Source organism: Microbacterium sp. NPDC089321 (genome assembly GCF_040684935.1).
Lineage (GTDB): Bacteria > Actinomycetota > Actinomycetes > Actinomycetales > Microbacteriaceae > Microbacterium.
Map to the genome: position 1 here is coordinate 619,862 of NZ_JBFBGX010000002.1, position 18,050 is coordinate 637,911.

Consider the following 18,050-nt stretch of genomic DNA (forward strand, 5'->3'; position numbering starts at 1 on the left):
CACCACACATGGCCAACTTCACCATCGCCGACATCAAGGCGCTGCGCGAGCAGCTCGGCACCGGAATGGTCGACACCAAGAAGGCGCTCGAGGAGGCTGACGGAGACGTCGAGAAGGCGACCGAGATCCTCCGCCTCAAGGGTGCGAAGGGCAACGCGAAGCGCGCCGACCGCTCGACCAGCGAGGGCCTCGTCGTCGCCCGCGAGATCGAGGGTGGCGTCACCCTGATCGAGCTCGCGTGCGAGACCGACTTCGTCGCGAAGAACGAGCGCTTCATCACGCTCGCTGAGAAGGTCGCCGACGCCGTCGCGGCCGTCGCGGCCGACTCGATCGAGGCGGCCCTCGCCGCTCCGACGGGCGACCAGACCGTCGAGCAGCTGATCTCCGACGAGGCAGCCATCATCGGCGAGAAGGTCGAGCTGCGTCGCGTGCGCACCGTCACCGGCGACGCCGTCTCGGTGTACCTGCACCGCACCAGCAAGGACCTGCCGCCGCAGATCGGTGTCGTCGTCGCCTACAGCGGCTCCGACGCCGAGACCGCTCGCAGCATCGCCCAGCACATCTCGTTCGCGAACCCCTCGTACCTGTCCCGTGAGGACGTCCCGGCCGCCGAGGTCGAGAAGGAGCGCGAGATCGTCACCGAGATCTCCCGCAACGAGGGCAAGCCCGAGGCTGCTCTGCCGAAGATCGTCGAGGGTCGCGTCACCGCTTACTTCAAGCAGGTCGCGCTTCTCGAGCAGGACTACGCGAAGGACAACAAGCTGTCCGTGGCCCAGGTCGCGAAGGATGCCGGTATCACCGTCACCGACTTCGCCCGCTTCAAGGTCGGCGCGTAACAACCTCAAGGGGGTTCGGATCTGTGATCCGAACCCCCTTCTTCATGCCCAGAAGGCACTATCTTGAATCGGGACGAGAGGAACTCATCCATGACCGAAGGAAGCGGACGCCGGCGCGTCCTCCTGAAGCTCTCCGGCGAGGCGTTCGGCGGCGGCCAGCTCGGCGTCAATCCCGACATCGTCGGCCAGATCGCCCGTGACATCGCCGCGGCCGTCGATCGCGTCGAAGTGGCCATCGTCGTGGGTGGGGGCAATTTCTTCCGCGGTGCTGAGCTGAGCCAGCGGGGAATGGACCGCGGTCGCGCCGATTACATGGGCATGCTGGGCACGGTCATGAACGCCCTCGCCCTGCAGGACTTCCTCGAGCAGGCCGGCGCCGCCACCCGCGTGCAGTCGGCTATCTCGATGACCCAGGTCGCGGAGCCCTACATCCCGCTGCGCGCCGAGCGCCACATGGAGAAGGGGCGCGTCGTGATCTTCGGCGCCGGCGCAGGCCTGCCCTACTTCTCGACCGACACCGTCGCCGCGCAGCGCGCGCTCGAGATCGGCGCCGACGAGGTTCTCGTCGCCAAGAACGGTGTCGACGCCATCTACACCGCCGACCCGAACAAGGATGCCAGCGCCGAGCGCATCGAGCAGGTCACCTACCGCGACGCTCTGCAGCGGAACCTCAAGGTGGTGGACTCCACCGCGTTCAGCCTGTGCATGGACAACAACATGGACATGCGCGTCTTCGGCATGGAGCCCGCCGGCAACGTCACGAAGGCGCTGCTGGGCGAGCCGATCGGCACCCTCGTCACCCCCTGAGCGCGCTGTCGCTCACTGTCCGGCCAGCCACCGCCGGATAGACTCGTTCGAAACCCACGACTAAAGGAGTACCCGTGATCGCGGACGTCCTCGAAGACACCACCGCACGCATGAACCGTGCGGTCGACGCAGCCAAGGACGACTTCGCCACCGTCCGCACCGGACGCGCGAACCCCCAGCTGTTCCAGAAGCTCATGGTGGACTACTACGGCTCGCCCACACCCATCGCGCAGCTCGCCTCGATGGCGAATCCCGAGGCCCGCACGCTCATCGTCACCCCTTACGACAAGAGCGCGCTGAAGGCGATCGAGCAGGCCATCCGCGACATGCCGAACCTCGGCGCGAACCCGACGAACGACGGCAACATCGTGCGCGTGACCATGCCGGAGCTGACTGAGGAGCGCCGCAAGGAGTACGTCAAGCTCGTGCGCTCCAAGGGCGAGGACGCCAAGGTCCAGGTGCGTGGCATCCGTCGCAAGGCGAAGGACCAGCTCGACGCTCTCAAGAACGAGGTCGGCGAGGACGAGATCGCCCGCGGCGAGAAGGAGCTCGATGCTCTGACGCGTCAGTACGTCGACGCGATCGACGACGCGCTCAAGCGCAAAGAGGCAGAGCTGCTCGAGGTCTGACACGCATGGCCGGTGACCGCGATTCCGACGATCAGCCGCTGACGCGGCGCGAGGCCCAGCGGGGTGATCTGCCTTCCGCAGCAGACACCCCGTCGACCGCGCCCGCTGACGTGGAGGACGTCGACACACCTGTGCGAGGGCTGCCGCTGTCGGACGAGGCGTTCCCCTCGTTCGATGCGGAGCGCATCCCGCCCCGGCCTCCGATGCCTTCGCTCGGCACGGATTCGCACGCCATCCGCGAGCAGTGGCGTGCCGCACGCGGCGAATTCGAATCGCACGTCTCGCAGGCTCGTGAGCAGTTCGATCAGGCGAACGAGCGCATCAAGCAGCGCACCGGACGCGATCTGATCGTCGCGATCCTGATCGGCGTCGGCTTCGGCGCCGTGCTGATCGCGTCGCTGCTGTTCATCAAGTGGCTCTTCATCCCGATCGCCGTCGCCGCGGGTCTTCTCGGCACCTACGAGCTCTCTCGTGCTCTGCGCACGGCGGGACGTCGAGTCGACATCGTCCCTCAGCTGATCGCCGGAGCAGCTGTGCTGTTGACGGGGCCTTTCGCGGCGCTGTGGCTGAGTTGGGTCATGCTGATAGCGGCGGTCGCGTTCGTGAGCGTGTGGCGCATGATGGCCCAGATGATCGCAGCCGACGGCCGCACCTACGGCGATGTGCTCTCGGACGTCATCGTGGGCGCCTTCGTGCAGGTGTATGTGCCCTTCCTCACCTCCGTCGCTCTCATGCTGCTGAGCCGCGACGACGGCGAGTGGTGGGTCCTGGGCTTCGTGGCCGTCGCCGTCGCGGCTGACACCTGCGCCTATGCGTCCGGGCTGGCTTTCGGCAAGCACCCCATGGCCCCGCGCATCAGCCCCAAGAAGACCTGGGAGGGGTTCGCCGGTGCCGTCCTCGGCTCGCTTGCGGTCGGAGTCCTGCTCGCGCTCTTCCTGCTGCAGCTGCCGTGGTGGTGCGGTCTCGTCTTCGGCGCCGCGATCGTCGCCTGCGCGACGCTCGGCGACCTCGGGGAGTCGATGCTCAAGCGCGATCTCGGGATCAAGGACATGAGCTCGTGGCTGCCCGGTCACGGTGGTCTGCTCGACCGGCTCGACAGCATCCTGCCCTCGACGATCCCTGCGATCGCCCTCTACCACCTCTTCACCCCTCTGATCGGATCCTGATGACTGACGCAGACCTCGAGGCGATCACCACGCCACAGGACGACGTGGCGCCGGCCTTCCCGCTCACCAGTGGACGCCAACGCGGCTACCACCGCGCGGCTGTCGACAGCTTCCTCGATGCGGCACGTGCCGCATTCGAGCAGTCGAGGGCTGACTTCGGAGCCGACGACGTGCGTGCAGCCTCGTTCCCCCTGGTGAAAGAGGGATACGCGATCGCTGATGTGGACGCCGCGCTGTCGCGGGTGGAGGATGCCTTCGCTCAGCGGGAGCGCGAAGAGGCGATCCGCCGCGTCGGCGTGGATGCGTGGGTCGCACAGGCTCGCGATGACGCCCAGCAGGTGCTCGATCATCTCAGCAGGCCGCACAGGCAGCGCTTCGCGCGCACGGGCATCCTCACCTTCGGCTATCGCATAGACGAGGTCGATCACGTCGCCGATCGGATCTCGGCGTTCTTGCGCGACGGCGCCGCGCTCGACGTCGAGCAGGTGCGCGGCGCGGCTTTCCGCATGCAGCGGGGCGGCTATCGGGAAGAGCAGGTCGATGCCCTTCTCGACGTGACCGTCGAGGTCATCCTCGCCGTGCGTTGAGGCTTTCTCGGTGAGTTCTCATGGATGTATCGGCGACGTGTGCGTAGACTGAGGGCCATCGTGACTCCCGATAACGAATTGATCTCGAACCCGAAGCGCCCGAACGCTGCTGGTTCGATGAAGAAGAATCAGACGCGTCGCCGCGCCAGCGCCCTGCTGGCTGGCCTCGCGGTGGTCGGCATATCAGCGGCCATGATGGCGCCGACGGGCGTGGCAGTCGCCGATCCCGAGCCCACCGACGCTCCGCTGACCGCATACTCTCTCGCGACCGCTGAGACGCAGAGCATCACCGTCTCGTCCGTCGAAGGAGCCGATATCGCTCCTGCCGCACGCAGCGGCTTCGACGTGTACGTGAAGCCCAAGCCGAAGCCGAAGCCGAAGCCCGCGCCGAAGCCCGCTGCCGAGACCGCGTCGTCGAACCGCAGCAGCGGCCCCTCGATGCCTCGCTACAGCGGAGGCGGTTCGAAAGAGGACTGGATGACCGCGGCAGGCATCGCGCGGGGTGACTGGGCCTACGTCGACTACATCGTGTCTCGCGAGAGCGGGTGGAACCCGAACGCCACCAACGCGTCGTCGGGTGCGTGCGGCCTTGTTCAGGCCCTGCCCTGCAGCAAGGTCCCCGGCAACGGCTACGATCCGGTCGACAACCTCCGCTGGGGCAACGGCTACGCCGTCGGCCGCTACGGCAGCTGGGCCGCCGCCTACGGCTTCTGGTCGCGCAACCACTGGTGGTGAGTCGGCGACGTGCCACGCTCACATCGTCGACGACCTGAGCACAGCAGCTCGGACGACTCCTTCGAGCGCCTCCTCGCGGGCTGGAAGCGCACCGAGACGCGGCGCGGCCGGGAATGGATCGTGCAGCCCGTCTCAGCGAGCCAGGCCGTCAAGGACTATCGATGCCCTGGTTGCGCGGTGATGATCGCGCCAGGCACGGCCCATGTCGTGGTGTGGAGCGGCGACGGCGTGATGGGTGACAGTGCGGATCTTGCCGCCCGTCGCCACTGGCACAATCACTGCTGGAGAATCGCCTGAAGCTCGCCCGCCGCTGAACGCGGAAGCGTCAGCGTTCGTTCATGCGGGGGATCAGCACCTGCCGGTAGATGATCAGCACGCTCGCAGCCACCGGAATGGCGATCAGTGCGCCCAGCAGGCCCAGCAGCGAGCCTCCGGCGAGCGCCGCGATGACGACGACCGCGCCGGGGACCGACACGGCGCGGCTCATGATCCGCGGTGCGATGAAGTACGCCTCGACCTGCATGTAGATCAGGTAGTAGATCGCCGCGGCCAGCGCTGTCGCCGGAGAGCCGACGCCGGGGAGCAGGCAGGCGAGCACGATGATCGTCGAGCCGGTGAGGGTCCCGACCAGCGGGATGAGCGAGAAGAAGAACGCCACCACGGCCAGCACCGCGGTGAAGGGTGCGTTGATGATCGAGAGGTAGACCATGCTCAGGATGCCGTTGATCACACCGAGTGAGACCTGACCCATCACGTAGTGTCCGACGGAGTCTGTGATCTGGTCGGCGATGTCGATGAAGCGCTCGCGCTTGGAGGCGGGTACCAGCTGGTACACGGCGCGCTTCAGCGACGGAGTCGACGCGGTCATGTAGATCGTGAGGATCAGCACGATGAAAGCGCCGAAACCGCCGGCGAGAACAGCGCCGCCGACGACGAGGACGCCCTGCCCGATGGATTCGGTCCATCCGGCGACCGTGTTCTGCCACTCGTCTTTCGCCATCCATTCGTTGATGTAGGCGAAGACGTCATCGACGGCGAGGTTGGGGAACGTCTCGGTCATCCAGCCTCTGAAGCTGCTGATGGTTCCGGGGCCGTCCTGCACCAGCGGGCTGATCTGGTCGACCAGCTGCGAGACCTGATCGACCAGCACGGGCACGACGATGAGCACGACGGCGGCGAAGACGCTCAGCACGGCGAGGATCGTCACCAGCACAGCAGCCCAACGGGGGAGGCCGCGACGCTCGAGGAACGTGACGAGGGGATCGAGGCCCAGGCTCAGGAAGAGTGCGGTGCCGATGTACAGGATGATCGTCGACAGCGTCTGCACGCCGTTGATCAGCAGGATGCCGAGGCCCACGCCGAGCGTCGCCACCAGAGCGGTGCGGAAGGGACTGTGAATCTTCATGGCTCTCCAGGTCGACCTGCGAAAGATCCTAATCGCCCGGCGGTCGCTCGCCCCGGCGACTGGCCGCAGGGCATGCTCGGGCATCTCGAGCTGCTCGTTCGTGGGCAATGCCCAGGTGGTTTCGCTAGTCTGAAATGTCGAGCGGACCGGCGGCGAATGCCCGGTCACGTAAGGAGTTGATTCGTGCGTTTCGTATGGGCCGTCGTGGCCTTCGTGCTGGCCACGGTTCTCATCGGAGCCGGAATCGCCCAGCGCACCATCTTCATGGGGCCGTCTGAGCAGAGTATGGAGCTGTCGGTGGACGAGCCGCAGCCCTACGTCCTCGTCGATGCGGAGGTGCTGGGAGCCCACCCCGGACTGCAGACCCTCCTGGTGCGTGGTGAGGGCGAGATGTTCGTCGCCTATGGCCGCACCGATGATGTGAAGGCGTGGCTCTCCGACACCAGCTACACCGACGTTGCGCTCGGGAAGGGCGACAAGCCGAAGAGCAGCACGGTGGCTGCACAGCAGCCACCGGCTGCCGGCGGCGAGACGTCGGGTCGCAATCCGGCGGGGTCCGACCTGTGGCTCGATTCGTTCACCGATGAAGAGCTTCTCGTGACCAAGATGCAGCTCACCCCAGGGCACAGCGTGCTGATCGCCCGCGACGGCGTGGAGCCGGCGCCCGACGACATCCTGGTGAAGTGGGGCCTCGACACTCGCACGCCGCTCGCCGGCCCGCTGATGGTCGCCGGAGGCGCGCTGCTGCTCGCCGGCCTCGTGCTCTACATCCTCGCCATCCGGCATCAGCGTCGTGGTCGCGGTCCGCTTCGGAAGGGCCCCGCGCCGCTTCCGGAGACCGAGCCGATCGAGATGCCTGCCGCCCCGAAGCGCAAGGCGATCGAGGCGGGCCACGGCGCGAGCGACGCGCCCGGGCCCGACGCTCCTGACTCCGTCACCGGTGAGCAGCCCGCGACAGATCGGCAGGATCCGGAAGCGGGGCGCACGCAGCGCTCTGCGCTCCGCCGCCGTGCATGGCTGGGTCTTCCCGCACTGGCCCTAACCGCGGTGCTCGCGACCGGGTGCTCACCGGAATCGTGGCCCGACCTCGGCGCTGAGACCCCGACCCCGACGCCCACGCCGACCGTCGTGACTCCGGAGGATCAGAAGCCGCCTGTGGTCACAGAGAAGCAGGGGCATCGGATCATCGCCCAGATCGAGGAGACCGTGGCGAAGGCCGACACCGACCTCGACATCGACCTGGCCGAGACGCGCCTCGCCGGCGCAGCGCTCGAAGGCCGCCGCACAGAGTACGTGCTCCGCGGCAAGATCACGGATCGCGACACCAACCTCACCGCGCCCCGCGAGAAGGTCACGATCCTGCTGCCGGAGGCCGCCGACGGGTGGCCGCGCTCTGTTCTGGCGCTGACCGTCTCGGAGAAGGACGACACGGTGCCTCCGGTCCTGCTCACGATGACCCAGGACGATCCGTGGTCGAACTACCGCATCTCGGAGATGGCCGACATGCCGGCCTCTTCCGAATTCCCCGACGTCGCGCCCGAATGGCTCGGCACCACGCGCGTTCCTCAGGACTCGCCGTTCCTCGCGCTCCCTCCCGAGCAGGTCGCCACGGCATTCTCGGACTTCGTCGACAGCGGAGACAAGAGCGAGTACGCAGGACGCTTCGATGAGACCGCAGTGAAGCTCGCGCAGAGCATCCGCGACAGTCGTGCCGCCGTGGTCAAGGGGCTGAAGGACAAGAAGGCGGACAAGACCTCGAAGGTGGCGTTCGACATGAAGCCCACCGACGAGACGCCTCTGTCGCTCGCCACGCTCGGCAGCGGCGCGGTGGTGTCGGTGAGCGTCGACGACATCGAGACCATCACGCCGACCACCAAGGAAGCGGTGATCCGAGTCGGCGACAACCCCGAGGCCAGCGCTCTGACCGGCGTCAAGGAATCGGCGAAGGGCTTCACGACCACGTACTCGATCCAGCTGTTCTTCTCGGTCCCTGCGCAGGGGTCGAATGAGCAGATCCGTCTTCTGGCCTACCACCAGGACCTCCTCAGCGTGAAGGTGATCAAGTGACCGAAATCTCCGCGGCCGCTCTGCGCGGCGCCGTCGATCTCTCCTCCCTGCGCAATCGGCCGACCCCGCCGTCGCATTCTCAGAGCGCGCCGGCGGCGCAGGGCGAGGGTGCGCAGGAAGCGGCCGATGTGGTGGTCGACGTCACAGACCAGTCTTTCGGCGAGATCCTCGAACTCTCCCGTTCGGTGCCCGTCGTCGTCGACCTCTGGGCCGAATGGTGCGGGCCGTGCAAGCAGCTCAGCCCCATCATCGAGAAGGTGACTCGAGAGCAGCGCGGACGGGTGGTTCTCGCGAAGGTCGACGTCGATGCGAACCCCCAGATCGCTCAGGCGTTCCGCGCGCAATCGATTCCGATGGTCGTCGCGCTCATCGGGGGGCAGCCCGTTCCGATGTTCACGGGCGCGGTGCCGGAGGAGCAGGTGCGGGAGGTCTTCTCACGTCTGCTCGAGGTGGCGGCGCAGAACGGCGTGACCGGGTCTGTGCCGTTCGGGGACTCCGACGATGCCGCATCGGACGAGCCCGAGCAGGCGCCGCTCCCTCCCTTGCACGCCGAGGCGTTCGAGGCCATCGAGGTCGGCGACTACGCCCGCGCGATCACGGCATACGAGCGAGCTCTCGCGGAGAATCCGCGAGACGATGACGCGAAGGCCGGCCTCGGCCAGGTCAGGCTCCTGCACCGGGTCCAGGGTCTCGACCTGCAACAGGTCCGCGCGGCGGCTGCCGCGGCGCCAGGCGATGTCGATGCGCAGTTCCAGGTGGCTGATCTCGATCTCGCCGGAGGCCACGTCGACGACGCCTTCGGCCGTCTGCTCGACCTCTTCGCCACCGCTGATCCCGACGCGCGCACACGCATTCGCGAGCGCCTTGTCGAGCTGTTCGAGCTCATCGGCCCGGCGGATCCGCGCGTGGCGTCGGCTCGCACCCGGCTCACCTCACTGCTGTTCTGAGTCGCTTCGACCAACAGAGCGCCCGGCCCCACTGAGGGGTCGGGCGCTCTCGTTCACCAGCGACTGGGAGTCGGCAGGTGGGGGTCGGACTGATAGCGGAACCACAGCGTCGACAGCGCGGGAAGAGTGACCGTCGCGATCGCAGGCGCGTCGTCGGCGTCCCTGTGGGCGCTGATCATGCCGAGATTGCCGGTGTCGTGCCCGCCGAAGGCCGCGGCGTCCGTGTTCAGAATCTCCTGCCAGGTTCCCTCGACGGGAAGAGCCAGTCGGTAGCCGGTGCGGGTGACACCCGCGAAGTTGGAGATCACAACGAGGCGGCCGCCGTGGGCATCGCGTCGCTCGAACGCGATCACACTCGGGTCCCAGCTCGGCGCTCCCAGCCGAGAGAAGGATGTCCCGTCGTTGTCACGCTCCCATAGCGGAGCCTGCGACCGATACACGGCGTTCAGCGAGCCGACCAGGTCCTGCAGCTGGGCGTGCGAGGGCTGATCGAGCAGCCACCAGTCGAGCTCACGGTCGACCGACCACTCGCCGATCTGGCCGAACTCCTGACCCATGAACAGCAGCTTCTTGCCCGGGTGCCCCCACATGAAGCCGAGATAGGCCCTGAGGTTGGCGAGCTTGTGCGCGTGGTCACCCGGCATCCGCGAGATGAGGCTCCCCTTGCCGTGCACGACCTCGTCGTGGCTGATCGGCAGCAGGTAGTTCTCGCCGAACGCGTACACGAACGAGAACGTCATCTCGCCCTCGTGGTGCGAGCGGTGCAGCGGGTCTCGCTTCATGTACTCGAGCGAGTCGTTCATCCACCCCATGTTCCACTTGAATCCGAATCCGAGCCCGGCGTGGTCGGTCGGCGCGGTGACACCGGGGAAGGCGGTCGACTCCTCGGCGATCATGACGATGCCCTTGTGGTGCCGGTACGCCGTGGCGTTGACCTCCTGCAGGAACCTGATCGCCTCCAGATTCTCGCGCCCGCCATGGATGTTCGGCTCCCACTCGCCGGCCTTGCGCGAGTAGTCGAGGTACAGCATCGACGCGACGGCGTCGACGCGCAGACCGTCGACATGGAACTCGCTCAGCCAGAACAGCGCGTTCGCGACGAGGAAATTGCGAACCTCGCTGCGGCCGTAGTCGAACACGAGAGTGCCCCAGTCCTGGTGCTCGCCGCGTCGCGGATCTGCATGTTCGTACAGCGGGGTGCCGTCGAAGCGGGCCAGCGCGAATTCGTCCTTCGGGAAGTGGCCGGGCACCCAGTCCATGATCACGCCGATGCCGGCCTGGTGCAGTCGGTCGATGAGGTAGCGCAGATCATCGGGGGAGCCGAAGCGGCTGGTCGCGGCGTAATAGCCGGTGACCTGGTACCCCCACGACCCGCCGAACGGGTGCTCGGCGAGAGGCATGAACTCCACGTGCGTGAACCCCGTGGACTGCACGTGCTCGATCAGGGGGTCGGCGGCGTCGCGGTACGTCAAGCCGCCGCGCCACGAGCCGAGATGCACTTCGTACACCGACATGGGCTGGGCGACGGCATGGGTCGCGGCACGCCTGGTCAGCCAGGCCGCATCATTCCAGCGATAGGCGCTCAGAGTGACGACCGATGCGGTGGCGGGCGGCAGCTCGGCCTCCTGCGCCATCGGATCGGCCTTTAGGCGCCAGTGGCCGTCGGCTCCGCGGATCTCGTACTTGTACCGTGCGCCCACCTGCACGTCGGGGACGAACAGCTCCCACACGCCGCTTCCGCCCATCGAGCGCATGCTGTGGCCCTCGCCGTTCCACGCGTTGAAATCGCCTACGACGCGCACGGCCGACGCGTTCGGCGCCCATACCGCGAAATCGACTCCCTGCTCACCGTCGAGCGCACGGGGATGCGATCCGAGAACATCCCACAGTCGCTCGTGGCGCCCCTCGGCGATCAGATGGATGTCGAGTTCGCCGACGGCGCTCAGGTGGCGATAGGGGTCGCCCTCCAGACGCTCCTCACCGCCGTCGTAGGTCGTCGCGATGCGATAGACGACGGGCGGCCCGCTGTGACTGCCCTCCCAGATCCCATGAGCGACGTGTTCGAGGTCGAGTCTCGTGCCGTCATCGAAGACCGCCTGCACGGTCGACGCGAGGGGCCGGCGGGCACGAATCGTGGTGCTGGTGCGTCCGACCGAATCCGTGCGCGGATGCGCGCCGAGAACCGCATGCGGATCATGATGGGTGGACTCCGCCACCGCGACCCATTCGGCCGAAGCTGTGACGTCCTCGAGATAGCTCATGATCGCTCCTTCACCTTCAGGATGTGCACCGGCTCGGCGAACGCGTCGAGTCGTACGTAGTTGTGGTCGGACCAGGTCCAGACCGCTCCTGTGAGCAGATCCTCCACCTCGAACGTCTCACCGGGTTCGACGCCCCAGATCGTGGTGTCGAGGTGCACGGTCGTCTCCCGCACGGAATGCGGGTCGACGTTCGCGACGACGATGACGGTGTCGGGGCGTCCGGTGCCGGTGAAGGCTGCATCGAGATGCTTCGAGTACACGAGAATCGCGTCGTCATCGCTCCAGTGAGCGGAGAAGTTGCGCAGCTGGCCCAGCGCAGGATGCTCGCGCCGAATCTGATTCAGCCGCCGAAGCAGCGGCGCGAGCGATTCGCCGCGCTGCTCGGCGCCGTCCCAGTCCCGGAACTTGAACTCGTACTTCTCGTTGTCGATGTTCTCTTCCGAGCCCGGTCTGGCGACGTTCTCGATCAGCTCGTAACCGGCGTACACGCCCCAGATCGGCGCCGCAGTGGCTGCGATGCAGGCACGGATGCGGTAGGCGGCGCGCCCGCCGTACTGGAGATACTCCGTGAGGATGTCGTGCGTGTTCACGAACAGGTTCGGCCGCATGTAGTCGCTCGTCTCGTGCGAGATCGAGGTCAGGAACTCCTCGAGTTCGGCCTTCGTATTGCGCCACGTGAAGTACGAGTAGCTCTGCTGGAAGCCGACGGCCGCGAGCGCTCGCATGACGGCGGGGCGGGTGAAGGCCTCGGCGAGGAAGATGACATCGGGGTCCTGTCGGTTCACCTCCGCGATCAGCCACTCCCAGAACTGCAGCGGCTTGGTGTGCGGGTTGTCGACGCGGAAGATCTTCACCCCCAGCTTCACCCAGTGCGTGACGATCCGGAGCATCTCGGCGTAGCTGCCCGAGGGATCATTGTCGAAATTGATCGGGTAGATGTCCTGATACTTCTTCGGCGGATTCTCTGCGTAGGCGATCGTGCCGTCGGGGAGCGTGGTGAACCACTCGGGGTGCTCTGCGACCCAGGGGTGGTCGGGCGACGCCTGCAGCGCGAGGTCCAGGGCGACCTCGAGACCCTCTTTCGCCGCAGCGCGGGTGAAGGCGCGCAGGTCCTTCTCGGTGCCGAGCTCGGGGTGGATCGCGTCGTGTCCGCCGTCGGGGGAGCCGATCGCGTACGGTGAGCCGGGGTCACCAGGCTCGGTCGTCAGGGTGTTGTTGCGGCCCTTGCGGTTGGTGGCGCCGATCGGATGGATGGGCACCAGATAGATGACGTCGAAGCCCATCCCCGCGACGCCCGGCAGTCGCTTGGCCGCCGTGCGGAACGTGCCGCTCTTGACCGATCCGTCCTTGAGCCGCACCGCACCCTCGGAGCGGGGGAAGAACTCGTACCAGGCGCCGACGCCCGCGCGAGTGCGCTCGACGCGGAGGGGCAGCCAGTCGGTGACCGATCCCAGCGAAGCCTGCGGCCGGGCGCTGAAGGCGGCGCCGAGCGCTGCGTCGGTCGCGACCGACCGAAGGACCGCGGCGTCGGACGACTTCTGAGCCTTCCGCAGGCTCGTGGCGGCGGTCTTCAGCATCCGGATCTCTGCCGCAGGCCGATCCGCATCCTTCGACGCCGCTGCCAGCAGCTGCACTCCCAGTGCGCACATGACCGGAACATCGACGCCCGCCACGGCCTTCACATCGGCCGCGTGCGCCCAGGTGGCGAAGTCGTCGGAGAAGGCCTCGAAACGGTAGCGCCAGTCGCCCGCACCGTCGATGGCCACGGTGGTGCGCCACCTGTCCGTGCCGTCGGCGAGCGCGGTGAGCCGGTGCAGCGTCTCCTCACCGTCCGGGGAGACGAGACGCAGGTGCACGCCGATGAGGTCGTGGCCCTCTCGGAACGAGACGACGTCGAACGGCACCGCCTCTCCCACGAACGCCTTCGCGGGATAGCCCTGGGGCACGTGCGGAGTGGGCGAGAACAGCGGAATCCGCCCGGCCCTCAGGCTGACGCCCACGTTCGTCTCAGCGGCAGGGCGCAGAGGGATCTGTGCGGGGCTTCTCAGGCCCGCAGATTCATGTGCTGTCTGTGCTGCCACACCTTGAATGTACCGCTCTCGCGGGTGCGCGTCACTCCACCCGGAAGAGCTGCATCGAGGTGCCCGTGATCGGCAGAACCTCTCCGGGAGCGTACCGCCGCTGCTCTGCGCGGGGCGCGTCGTCAGCGCTCGACCACAGTGAGACGAACTCCGTCGCACCATCGAGCTCGTCGGGCAGACGGACATCGATCGGGGCTTCGGTGCCGTGCACGATCAGCAGGATGCGGTTGCTCTCTCCGTCATGCGGGTCGCTGGTCGCGACGTACTGCAAGGTGCGGTTGCGGGGGTCGTTCCACTGCTCGACCTCCATGGTCTCGCCGTTCTGGTCGAACCACTCCATCTCCGACGCCTCGGGCACGTGCTCGCCGAGCACCGCGTAGCGCGCGGGCCGCAGAGCGCGGTTCTCGGCACGCAGCCGGGTGAGCAGCGTCACGTGCGCCAGCAGGTCCTTCTGCCACGGCTCGTGGGACCAGTTCAGCCACGTCAGCGGAGAGTCGTGGCAATAGGCGTTGTTGTTGCCCTTCTGAGTGCGTCCGAACTCGTCACCGGCGGTGATCATCGGGATGCCGGCCGACAGCAGCAGCGTTCCCATCAGGTTGCGCATGGCCTTGCGGCGTGCGGCGACGATCGCGGCGTTGTCTGTCTCGCCTTCGACGCCATGGTTGAACGATCGATTCACATCGGCGCCGTCGCGGTTCTGCTCGCCGTTGGCCTCATTGTGCTTGACGTCGTAGGTGACCAGGTCGTGCAGCGTGAAGCCGTCGTGGGCGGTGACGAAGTTCACGCTCGCCAGAGGACCGCGCTCCGGCGAATACGTGTTGGCGGATCCCGCAAGACGGCTCGCGAATCCACCGACGCCCACGGGCGCCGAGGCTCGGCGGGCGTAGTCGATGTCGCTGAGCCAGAAGTTGCGCGCACGGTCGCGGTAGCGATCGTTCCACTCGCTCCATCCCGCAGGGAAGTTGCCTGTCTGCCAGCCGCCGAGACCCACGTCCCACGGCTCGGCGATGATCTTCACGTCCTTCAGGGCCGGGTCCTCGCCGATGGCGCGCAGCAGCGGGTGCTCGATGTCGTACTCGTGCCCGCCGTTGCGGGCCAGCGCGGTGGCGAGGTCGAACCGGAAGCCGTCGATCTGCATCTCGGTCGCCCAGTAGCGGAGCGAATCGAGCACGAGGCGGGCCGGCGCATCGGAGGAGGTGTTGAGCGTGTTGCCGCATCCGGTCGTGTCGACGTACGCGCCGTCTTCGAGCTGGCGGTAGTACAGCGCATTGTCTATTCCGCGGAAGCTCGAGCGAGGGCCGCCGATGCCCTCTTCGCTCGTGTGGTTGTACACCACGTCGAGGATCACCTCGATTCCCGCCTGGTGCAGCAGCTTGACCATGCCCTTGAACTCGGCGAGCACGGCTTCAGGACCGGCACGGCGCGCCGCCTCGGTCGCGTAGGCGGTGTGCGGGGTGAAGAAGTTCAGGGTGTTGTATCCCCAGTAGTTGGTGAGACCGCGCTCGAGCAGCCGCGGCTCGGGAACGAAGGCGTGCACGGGCAGCAGCTCGACCGTGGTGATGCCGAGTCGCTTCAGGTAGTCGGTCATCGCAGGGTGGGCGAGCCCGGCATAGGTGCCGTGCAGCGCCGCGGGAACATCGGGATGACGCTTGGTGAGCCCCTTGATGTGCCCTTCGTAGATGACCGTCTCGTCCATCGGCACGGCCGGCTTCCGCACGTCGCCCCAGTCGAACCCGTCGGCGATGACGACGGAGCGCCACTCCTCGTATCCGTCGCCCTGGGCGAGTCCTCGGGAGTAGGGGTCGAGGAGCAGCCTCTCGGGGTTGAAGATGTTCCCCGGACCGTGCGGGCCGTCGACCCGCAGGGCGTAGCGCGTGCCAGGCTGCAGCAGCTCGGTCGTCACCTGCCAGATGCCGCCGGTCTGCCGTTCCAGCGGGATGGTCGCCGTCTCCCAGTCGAGGTCGTCCTCGTCGAATACGACGAGCTCCATCGACGAGGCGTTCTGCGACCAGACGCGCAGGGTTCCCACGCCGTCGTGCAGGCGCACGCCGAGGTCGTTGAGGGTGTCGCCGCCGAGAGGCGGCGGGGGCAGAGCGGGCATGGGCAACAGCCTAAACGCGTCGGCGGATCGGCAGTGAATCCGCGTTCCACTGAGCCTGGTTCTCAGTCCCGCCACGCACCGCGGTGGGAGGATGGGATGCATGCGGCACTACCTCGACCACGCGGCCACGACGGCGCTGCGCACGTGCGCGCGCGATGCCTGGCTGTCGGCGACGGAGATCGTGGGCAACGCCTCGTCGACACATGGTGCAGGGCAGGACGCGCGCCGGATGCTCGAGGAGTCGCGCGAGAGGGTCGCCGCCGTGCTGGGCTGCGACCCGATCGAGGTGGTGTTCACCTCCGGCGGCACCGAGTCGATCAACATGGCCCTGCGCGGCATGTGGGCCGCGCGTCGAGAGGGTGCGCACGCGATCGTGCTGCCGGATGCCGAGCACCACGCCACGATCGACACCGTGGCAGCCCTGGCGGAAGAGGGCGCTGAGGTGCGCCCGGTTCCCGTCGACGGGCTCGGCCGCATCGACGTGACCGCTTTCGCGGCGGCTCTGCACGAGGCTGCACTGGCGACCGCCCTCGTCGCGAACAACGAGGTGGGGACGATCAACAGCGTCGGCGCGCTCACCGCCCACAGCGCGAGGGCCGGTGTGCCGCTGCACCTCGATGCCGTCGCGGCGTGCGGCCACCTGCCGTTGTCGTTCCGAGAACTGCGCGGCGACGCGCCGGCCGGTGCCGGACTGGTGGCGATGAGCATCGCCGGCCACAAGGTCGGCGCTCCCGTCGGCACAGGCGCCCTGGTCGCGGCACGCAGCGCTCGAATGGCGCCGCTGCTGCGCGGCGGGATGCAGCAGAGAGGACTTCGTGCCGGCACGCAGGACGTCGCGGGGGCTGCGGCCCTCGCCGCTGCGCTCGAGGAGGCGGAAGGGCAACGAGAGGGCGAGGGCATCCGCCTCGCAGCACTGCGGGATCGGCTCATCTCCGGCATCCGCGATGCCGTCCCGTCCGCTCAGCTGCTCGGCGATCCGATCGACCGGCTGCCCGGCAACGCGCATCTGCTCTTCCCCGGTGCGGTGGGGGAGAGCCTGCTCTTCCTGCTCGACATGGCAGGCGTTTCGGCCTCGACAGGGTCGGCGTGTCAGGCGGGCGTCGCCGAGCCGTCGCACGTCGTGATCGCGATGGGACGCAGCGAGCACGACGCCCGCAGCGTTCTGCGCTTGACGCTCGGCCCGTCGTCGAACCGTGCAGATGTCGACGCGGTGATCGCCGCGATCCCGGATGCCGTGCAGCGGGCTTCACGCTGACGGGGCCCGCTCAGGTGCTCGCTCGTAGACTGGAGACCATGCGAGTTCTGGCGGCGATGAGCGGTGGCGTCGATTCCGCGGTGGCGGCGGCGCGCGCCGTCGACGCGGGTCACGACGTCGTCGGCGTGCATCTCGCGCTGTCGAGGGCGGGCGGCACTCTGCGCACCGGCAGCAGGGGATGCTGCACGATCGAAGACGCGCTGGACGCGAGGCGCGTGGCAGACCTGCTCGGCATCCCCTTCTACGTCTGGGACTTCTCCGAGCGCTTCCGCGACGACGTCATCGACGACTTCATCTCGGAGTACAAGGCCGGGCGCACGCCCAACCCCTGCCTGCGCTGCAATGAGAAGATCAAGTTCGCCGCACTTCTCGAGCGTGCCATCGAGCTCGGCTTCGACGCCGTCTGCACCGGCCATTACGCCACGCTCGTCGACGGCTCCGGCGGTCTCGAGCTGCACAGGGCGTCGGACTCCGCCAAGGACCAGTCGTACGTGCTCGGCGTCCTGAACGCCGAGCAGCTCGCCCACACGTACTTCCCCCTCGGTGACACGCCCTCGAAGGCGCTCGTCCGCGCAGAGGCCGCTGAGCGGGGCATCACCGTCGCTCAGAAGCCCGACAGCCATGACATCTGCTTCATCCCCGACGGCGACACACGAGGCTGGCTGGCGGAGAAGGTCGGCACCGCGACCGGTGACATCGTCGACCGCAACGGCCAGGTCGTGGGATCGCACGAGGGGGCCCATGCGTTCACCGTCGGACAGCGACGAGGTCTGCGGCTCGGTGTGCCCGCGGCCGACGGAAAGCCGCGCTTCGTGCTCGAAGTCCGCCCGGTGTCGAACACGGTCGTCGTAGGCCCCAAGGAGGCGCTCGCGATAGCGGAGATCGCAGGGGAGCGGTTCTCGTGGGCGGGAGCGGCTCCCGAGGCACCCGAGTTCGCGTGCGAGGTGCAGATCCGCGCCCACGCCGAGCCCGTTCCCGCTCGCGCCTCCGTGACGGAGGACGGCGTGCGGGTCGTGCCCGAGGTGCCGCTGGACGGGGTCGCGCCGGGACAGAGCGCCGTGATCTACGTCGGCACGCGCGTGCTCGGTCAGTTCACCATCGACACCACCGTGTCGGCGGTGCCCGTCGACGTCTGATTCCTCCGGGAGCGCGGCCGTCAAGCCCCATGGGCTG

The 18,050-nt window shown here is 67.7% G+C and carries 15 protein-coding genes; 11 read left to right on the top strand and 4 right to left on the bottom strand.

Translation table 11 applies throughout. The features are described 5' to 3' along the window. Nucleotides 1–8: 8 nt before the first annotated feature. The 7 genes from tsf (at nucleotide 9) to AB0N59_RS11040 (ending at nucleotide 5,057) form a co-directional block, all read left to right on the top strand. Entirely contained in the window at nucleotides 9–836 is an 828-nt protein-coding gene (gene tsf, locus AB0N59_RS11010; RefSeq protein WP_363482848.1) for a translation elongation factor Ts, read from the top strand. A gap of 90 nt (nucleotides 837–926) precedes the next feature. Beyond that, the gene (pyrH, locus tag AB0N59_RS11015; protein ID WP_363482851.1) at nucleotides 927–1,643 is read left to right on the top strand and encodes a UMP kinase; all 717 of its coding nucleotides are present in this window, start codon (nucleotides 927–929) and stop codon (nucleotides 1,641–1,643) included. Between the two features lie 74 nt (nucleotides 1,644–1,717). Beyond that, on the top strand, nucleotides 1,718–2,272 hold the full coding sequence (frr, locus tag AB0N59_RS11020) for a ribosome recycling factor (protein WP_363482854.1): 555 nt from the start codon (nucleotides 1,718–1,720) through the stop codon (nucleotides 2,270–2,272). Nucleotides 2,273–2,277: 5 nt separating this feature from the next. Continuing rightward, complete coding sequence (locus AB0N59_RS11025; protein WP_363482857.1) at nucleotides 2,278–3,438, top strand: phosphatidate cytidylyltransferase; 1,161 nt, start codon at nucleotides 2,278–2,280, stop codon at nucleotides 3,436–3,438. Beyond that, nucleotides 3,438–4,025, top strand: a complete 588-nt coding sequence (locus tag AB0N59_RS11030; protein ID WP_363482860.1) for a DivIVA domain-containing protein — start codon at nucleotides 3,438–3,440, stop codon at nucleotides 4,023–4,025. Before AB0N59_RS11025 ends, AB0N59_RS11030 begins: the two co-directional genes overlap by 1 nt. A 117-nt stretch (nucleotides 4,026–4,142) precedes the next feature. Continuing rightward, on the top strand, nucleotides 4,143–4,760 hold the full coding sequence (locus tag AB0N59_RS11035) for a transglycosylase SLT domain-containing protein (protein ID WP_363482863.1): 618 nt from the start codon (nucleotides 4,143–4,145) through the stop codon (nucleotides 4,758–4,760). 9 nt (nucleotides 4,761–4,769) lie between these two features. After that, a complete protein-coding gene (locus AB0N59_RS11040) occupies nucleotides 4,770–5,057 on the top strand; it encodes a hypothetical protein (protein ID WP_363482866.1) in 288 nt (95 codons plus the stop codon). A 28-nt stretch (nucleotides 5,058–5,085) separates the two neighbouring features. On the opposite strand, the gene AB0N59_RS11045 is transcribed toward AB0N59_RS11040, so the two are convergent. Next, nucleotides 5,086–6,165, bottom strand: a complete 1,080-nt coding sequence (locus AB0N59_RS11045; protein ID WP_363482869.1) for an AI-2E family transporter — start codon at nucleotides 6,163–6,165, stop codon at nucleotides 5,086–5,088. A gap of 183 nt (nucleotides 6,166–6,348) precedes the next feature. Here AB0N59_RS11045 and AB0N59_RS11050 point away from each other — a divergent pair, with 183 nt between their 5' ends. Both AB0N59_RS11050 and AB0N59_RS11055 read left to right on the top strand, forming a co-directional pair. Further along, nucleotides 6,349–8,232, top strand: coding sequence for a glycosyl transferase (locus tag AB0N59_RS11050; protein ID WP_363482872.1), 1,884 nt, complete (start codon nucleotides 6,349–6,351; stop codon nucleotides 8,230–8,232). Then, nucleotides 8,229–9,179: a tetratricopeptide repeat protein gene (locus tag AB0N59_RS11055; protein ID WP_363482875.1), complete on the top strand. Its 951-nt coding sequence runs from the start codon at nucleotides 8,229–8,231 to the stop codon at nucleotides 9,177–9,179. Before AB0N59_RS11050 ends, AB0N59_RS11055 begins: the two co-directional genes overlap by 4 nt. Before the next feature lie 53 nt (nucleotides 9,180–9,232). Here AB0N59_RS11055 and glgB read toward each other — a convergent pair whose 3' ends face one another. The 3 genes from glgB to glgX form a co-directional block, all read right to left on the bottom strand. Next, nucleotides 9,233–11,440 (bottom strand): 1,4-alpha-glucan branching protein GlgB, encoded by a 2,208-nt coding sequence (glgB, locus tag AB0N59_RS11060; protein WP_363482878.1) that lies wholly within the window; start codon nucleotides 11,438–11,440, stop codon nucleotides 9,233–9,235. Next, complete coding sequence (locus tag AB0N59_RS11065; protein ID WP_363482881.1) at nucleotides 11,437–13,440, bottom strand: maltotransferase domain-containing protein; 2,004 nt, start codon at nucleotides 13,438–13,440, stop codon at nucleotides 11,437–11,439. The genes glgB and AB0N59_RS11065 overlap by 4 nt, the downstream gene beginning before the upstream one ends. A gap of 112 nt (nucleotides 13,441–13,552) precedes the next feature. Continuing rightward, nucleotides 13,553–15,622 carry a glycogen debranching protein GlgX gene (gene glgX, locus AB0N59_RS11070; protein ID WP_363482884.1) on the bottom strand — a complete coding sequence of 690 codons (2,070 nt, stop codon included), beginning with the start codon at nucleotides 15,620–15,622 and terminating at the stop codon, nucleotides 13,553–13,555. Nucleotides 15,623–15,722: 100 nt separating this feature from the next. Here glgX and AB0N59_RS11075 point away from each other — a divergent pair, with 100 nt between their 5' ends. Together AB0N59_RS11075 and mnmA are read left to right on the top strand one after the other, a co-directional pair. Beyond that, nucleotides 15,723–16,877, top strand: a complete 1,155-nt coding sequence (locus AB0N59_RS11075; RefSeq protein WP_363482887.1) for a cysteine desulfurase family protein — start codon at nucleotides 15,723–15,725, stop codon at nucleotides 16,875–16,877. A 38-nt stretch (nucleotides 16,878–16,915) separates the two neighbouring features. After that, nucleotides 16,916–18,013: a tRNA 2-thiouridine(34) synthase MnmA gene (mnmA, locus tag AB0N59_RS11080; protein ID WP_363482890.1), complete on the top strand. Its 1,098-nt coding sequence runs from the start codon at nucleotides 16,916–16,918 to the stop codon at nucleotides 18,011–18,013. Nucleotides 18,014–18,050 lie beyond the last annotated feature (37 nt).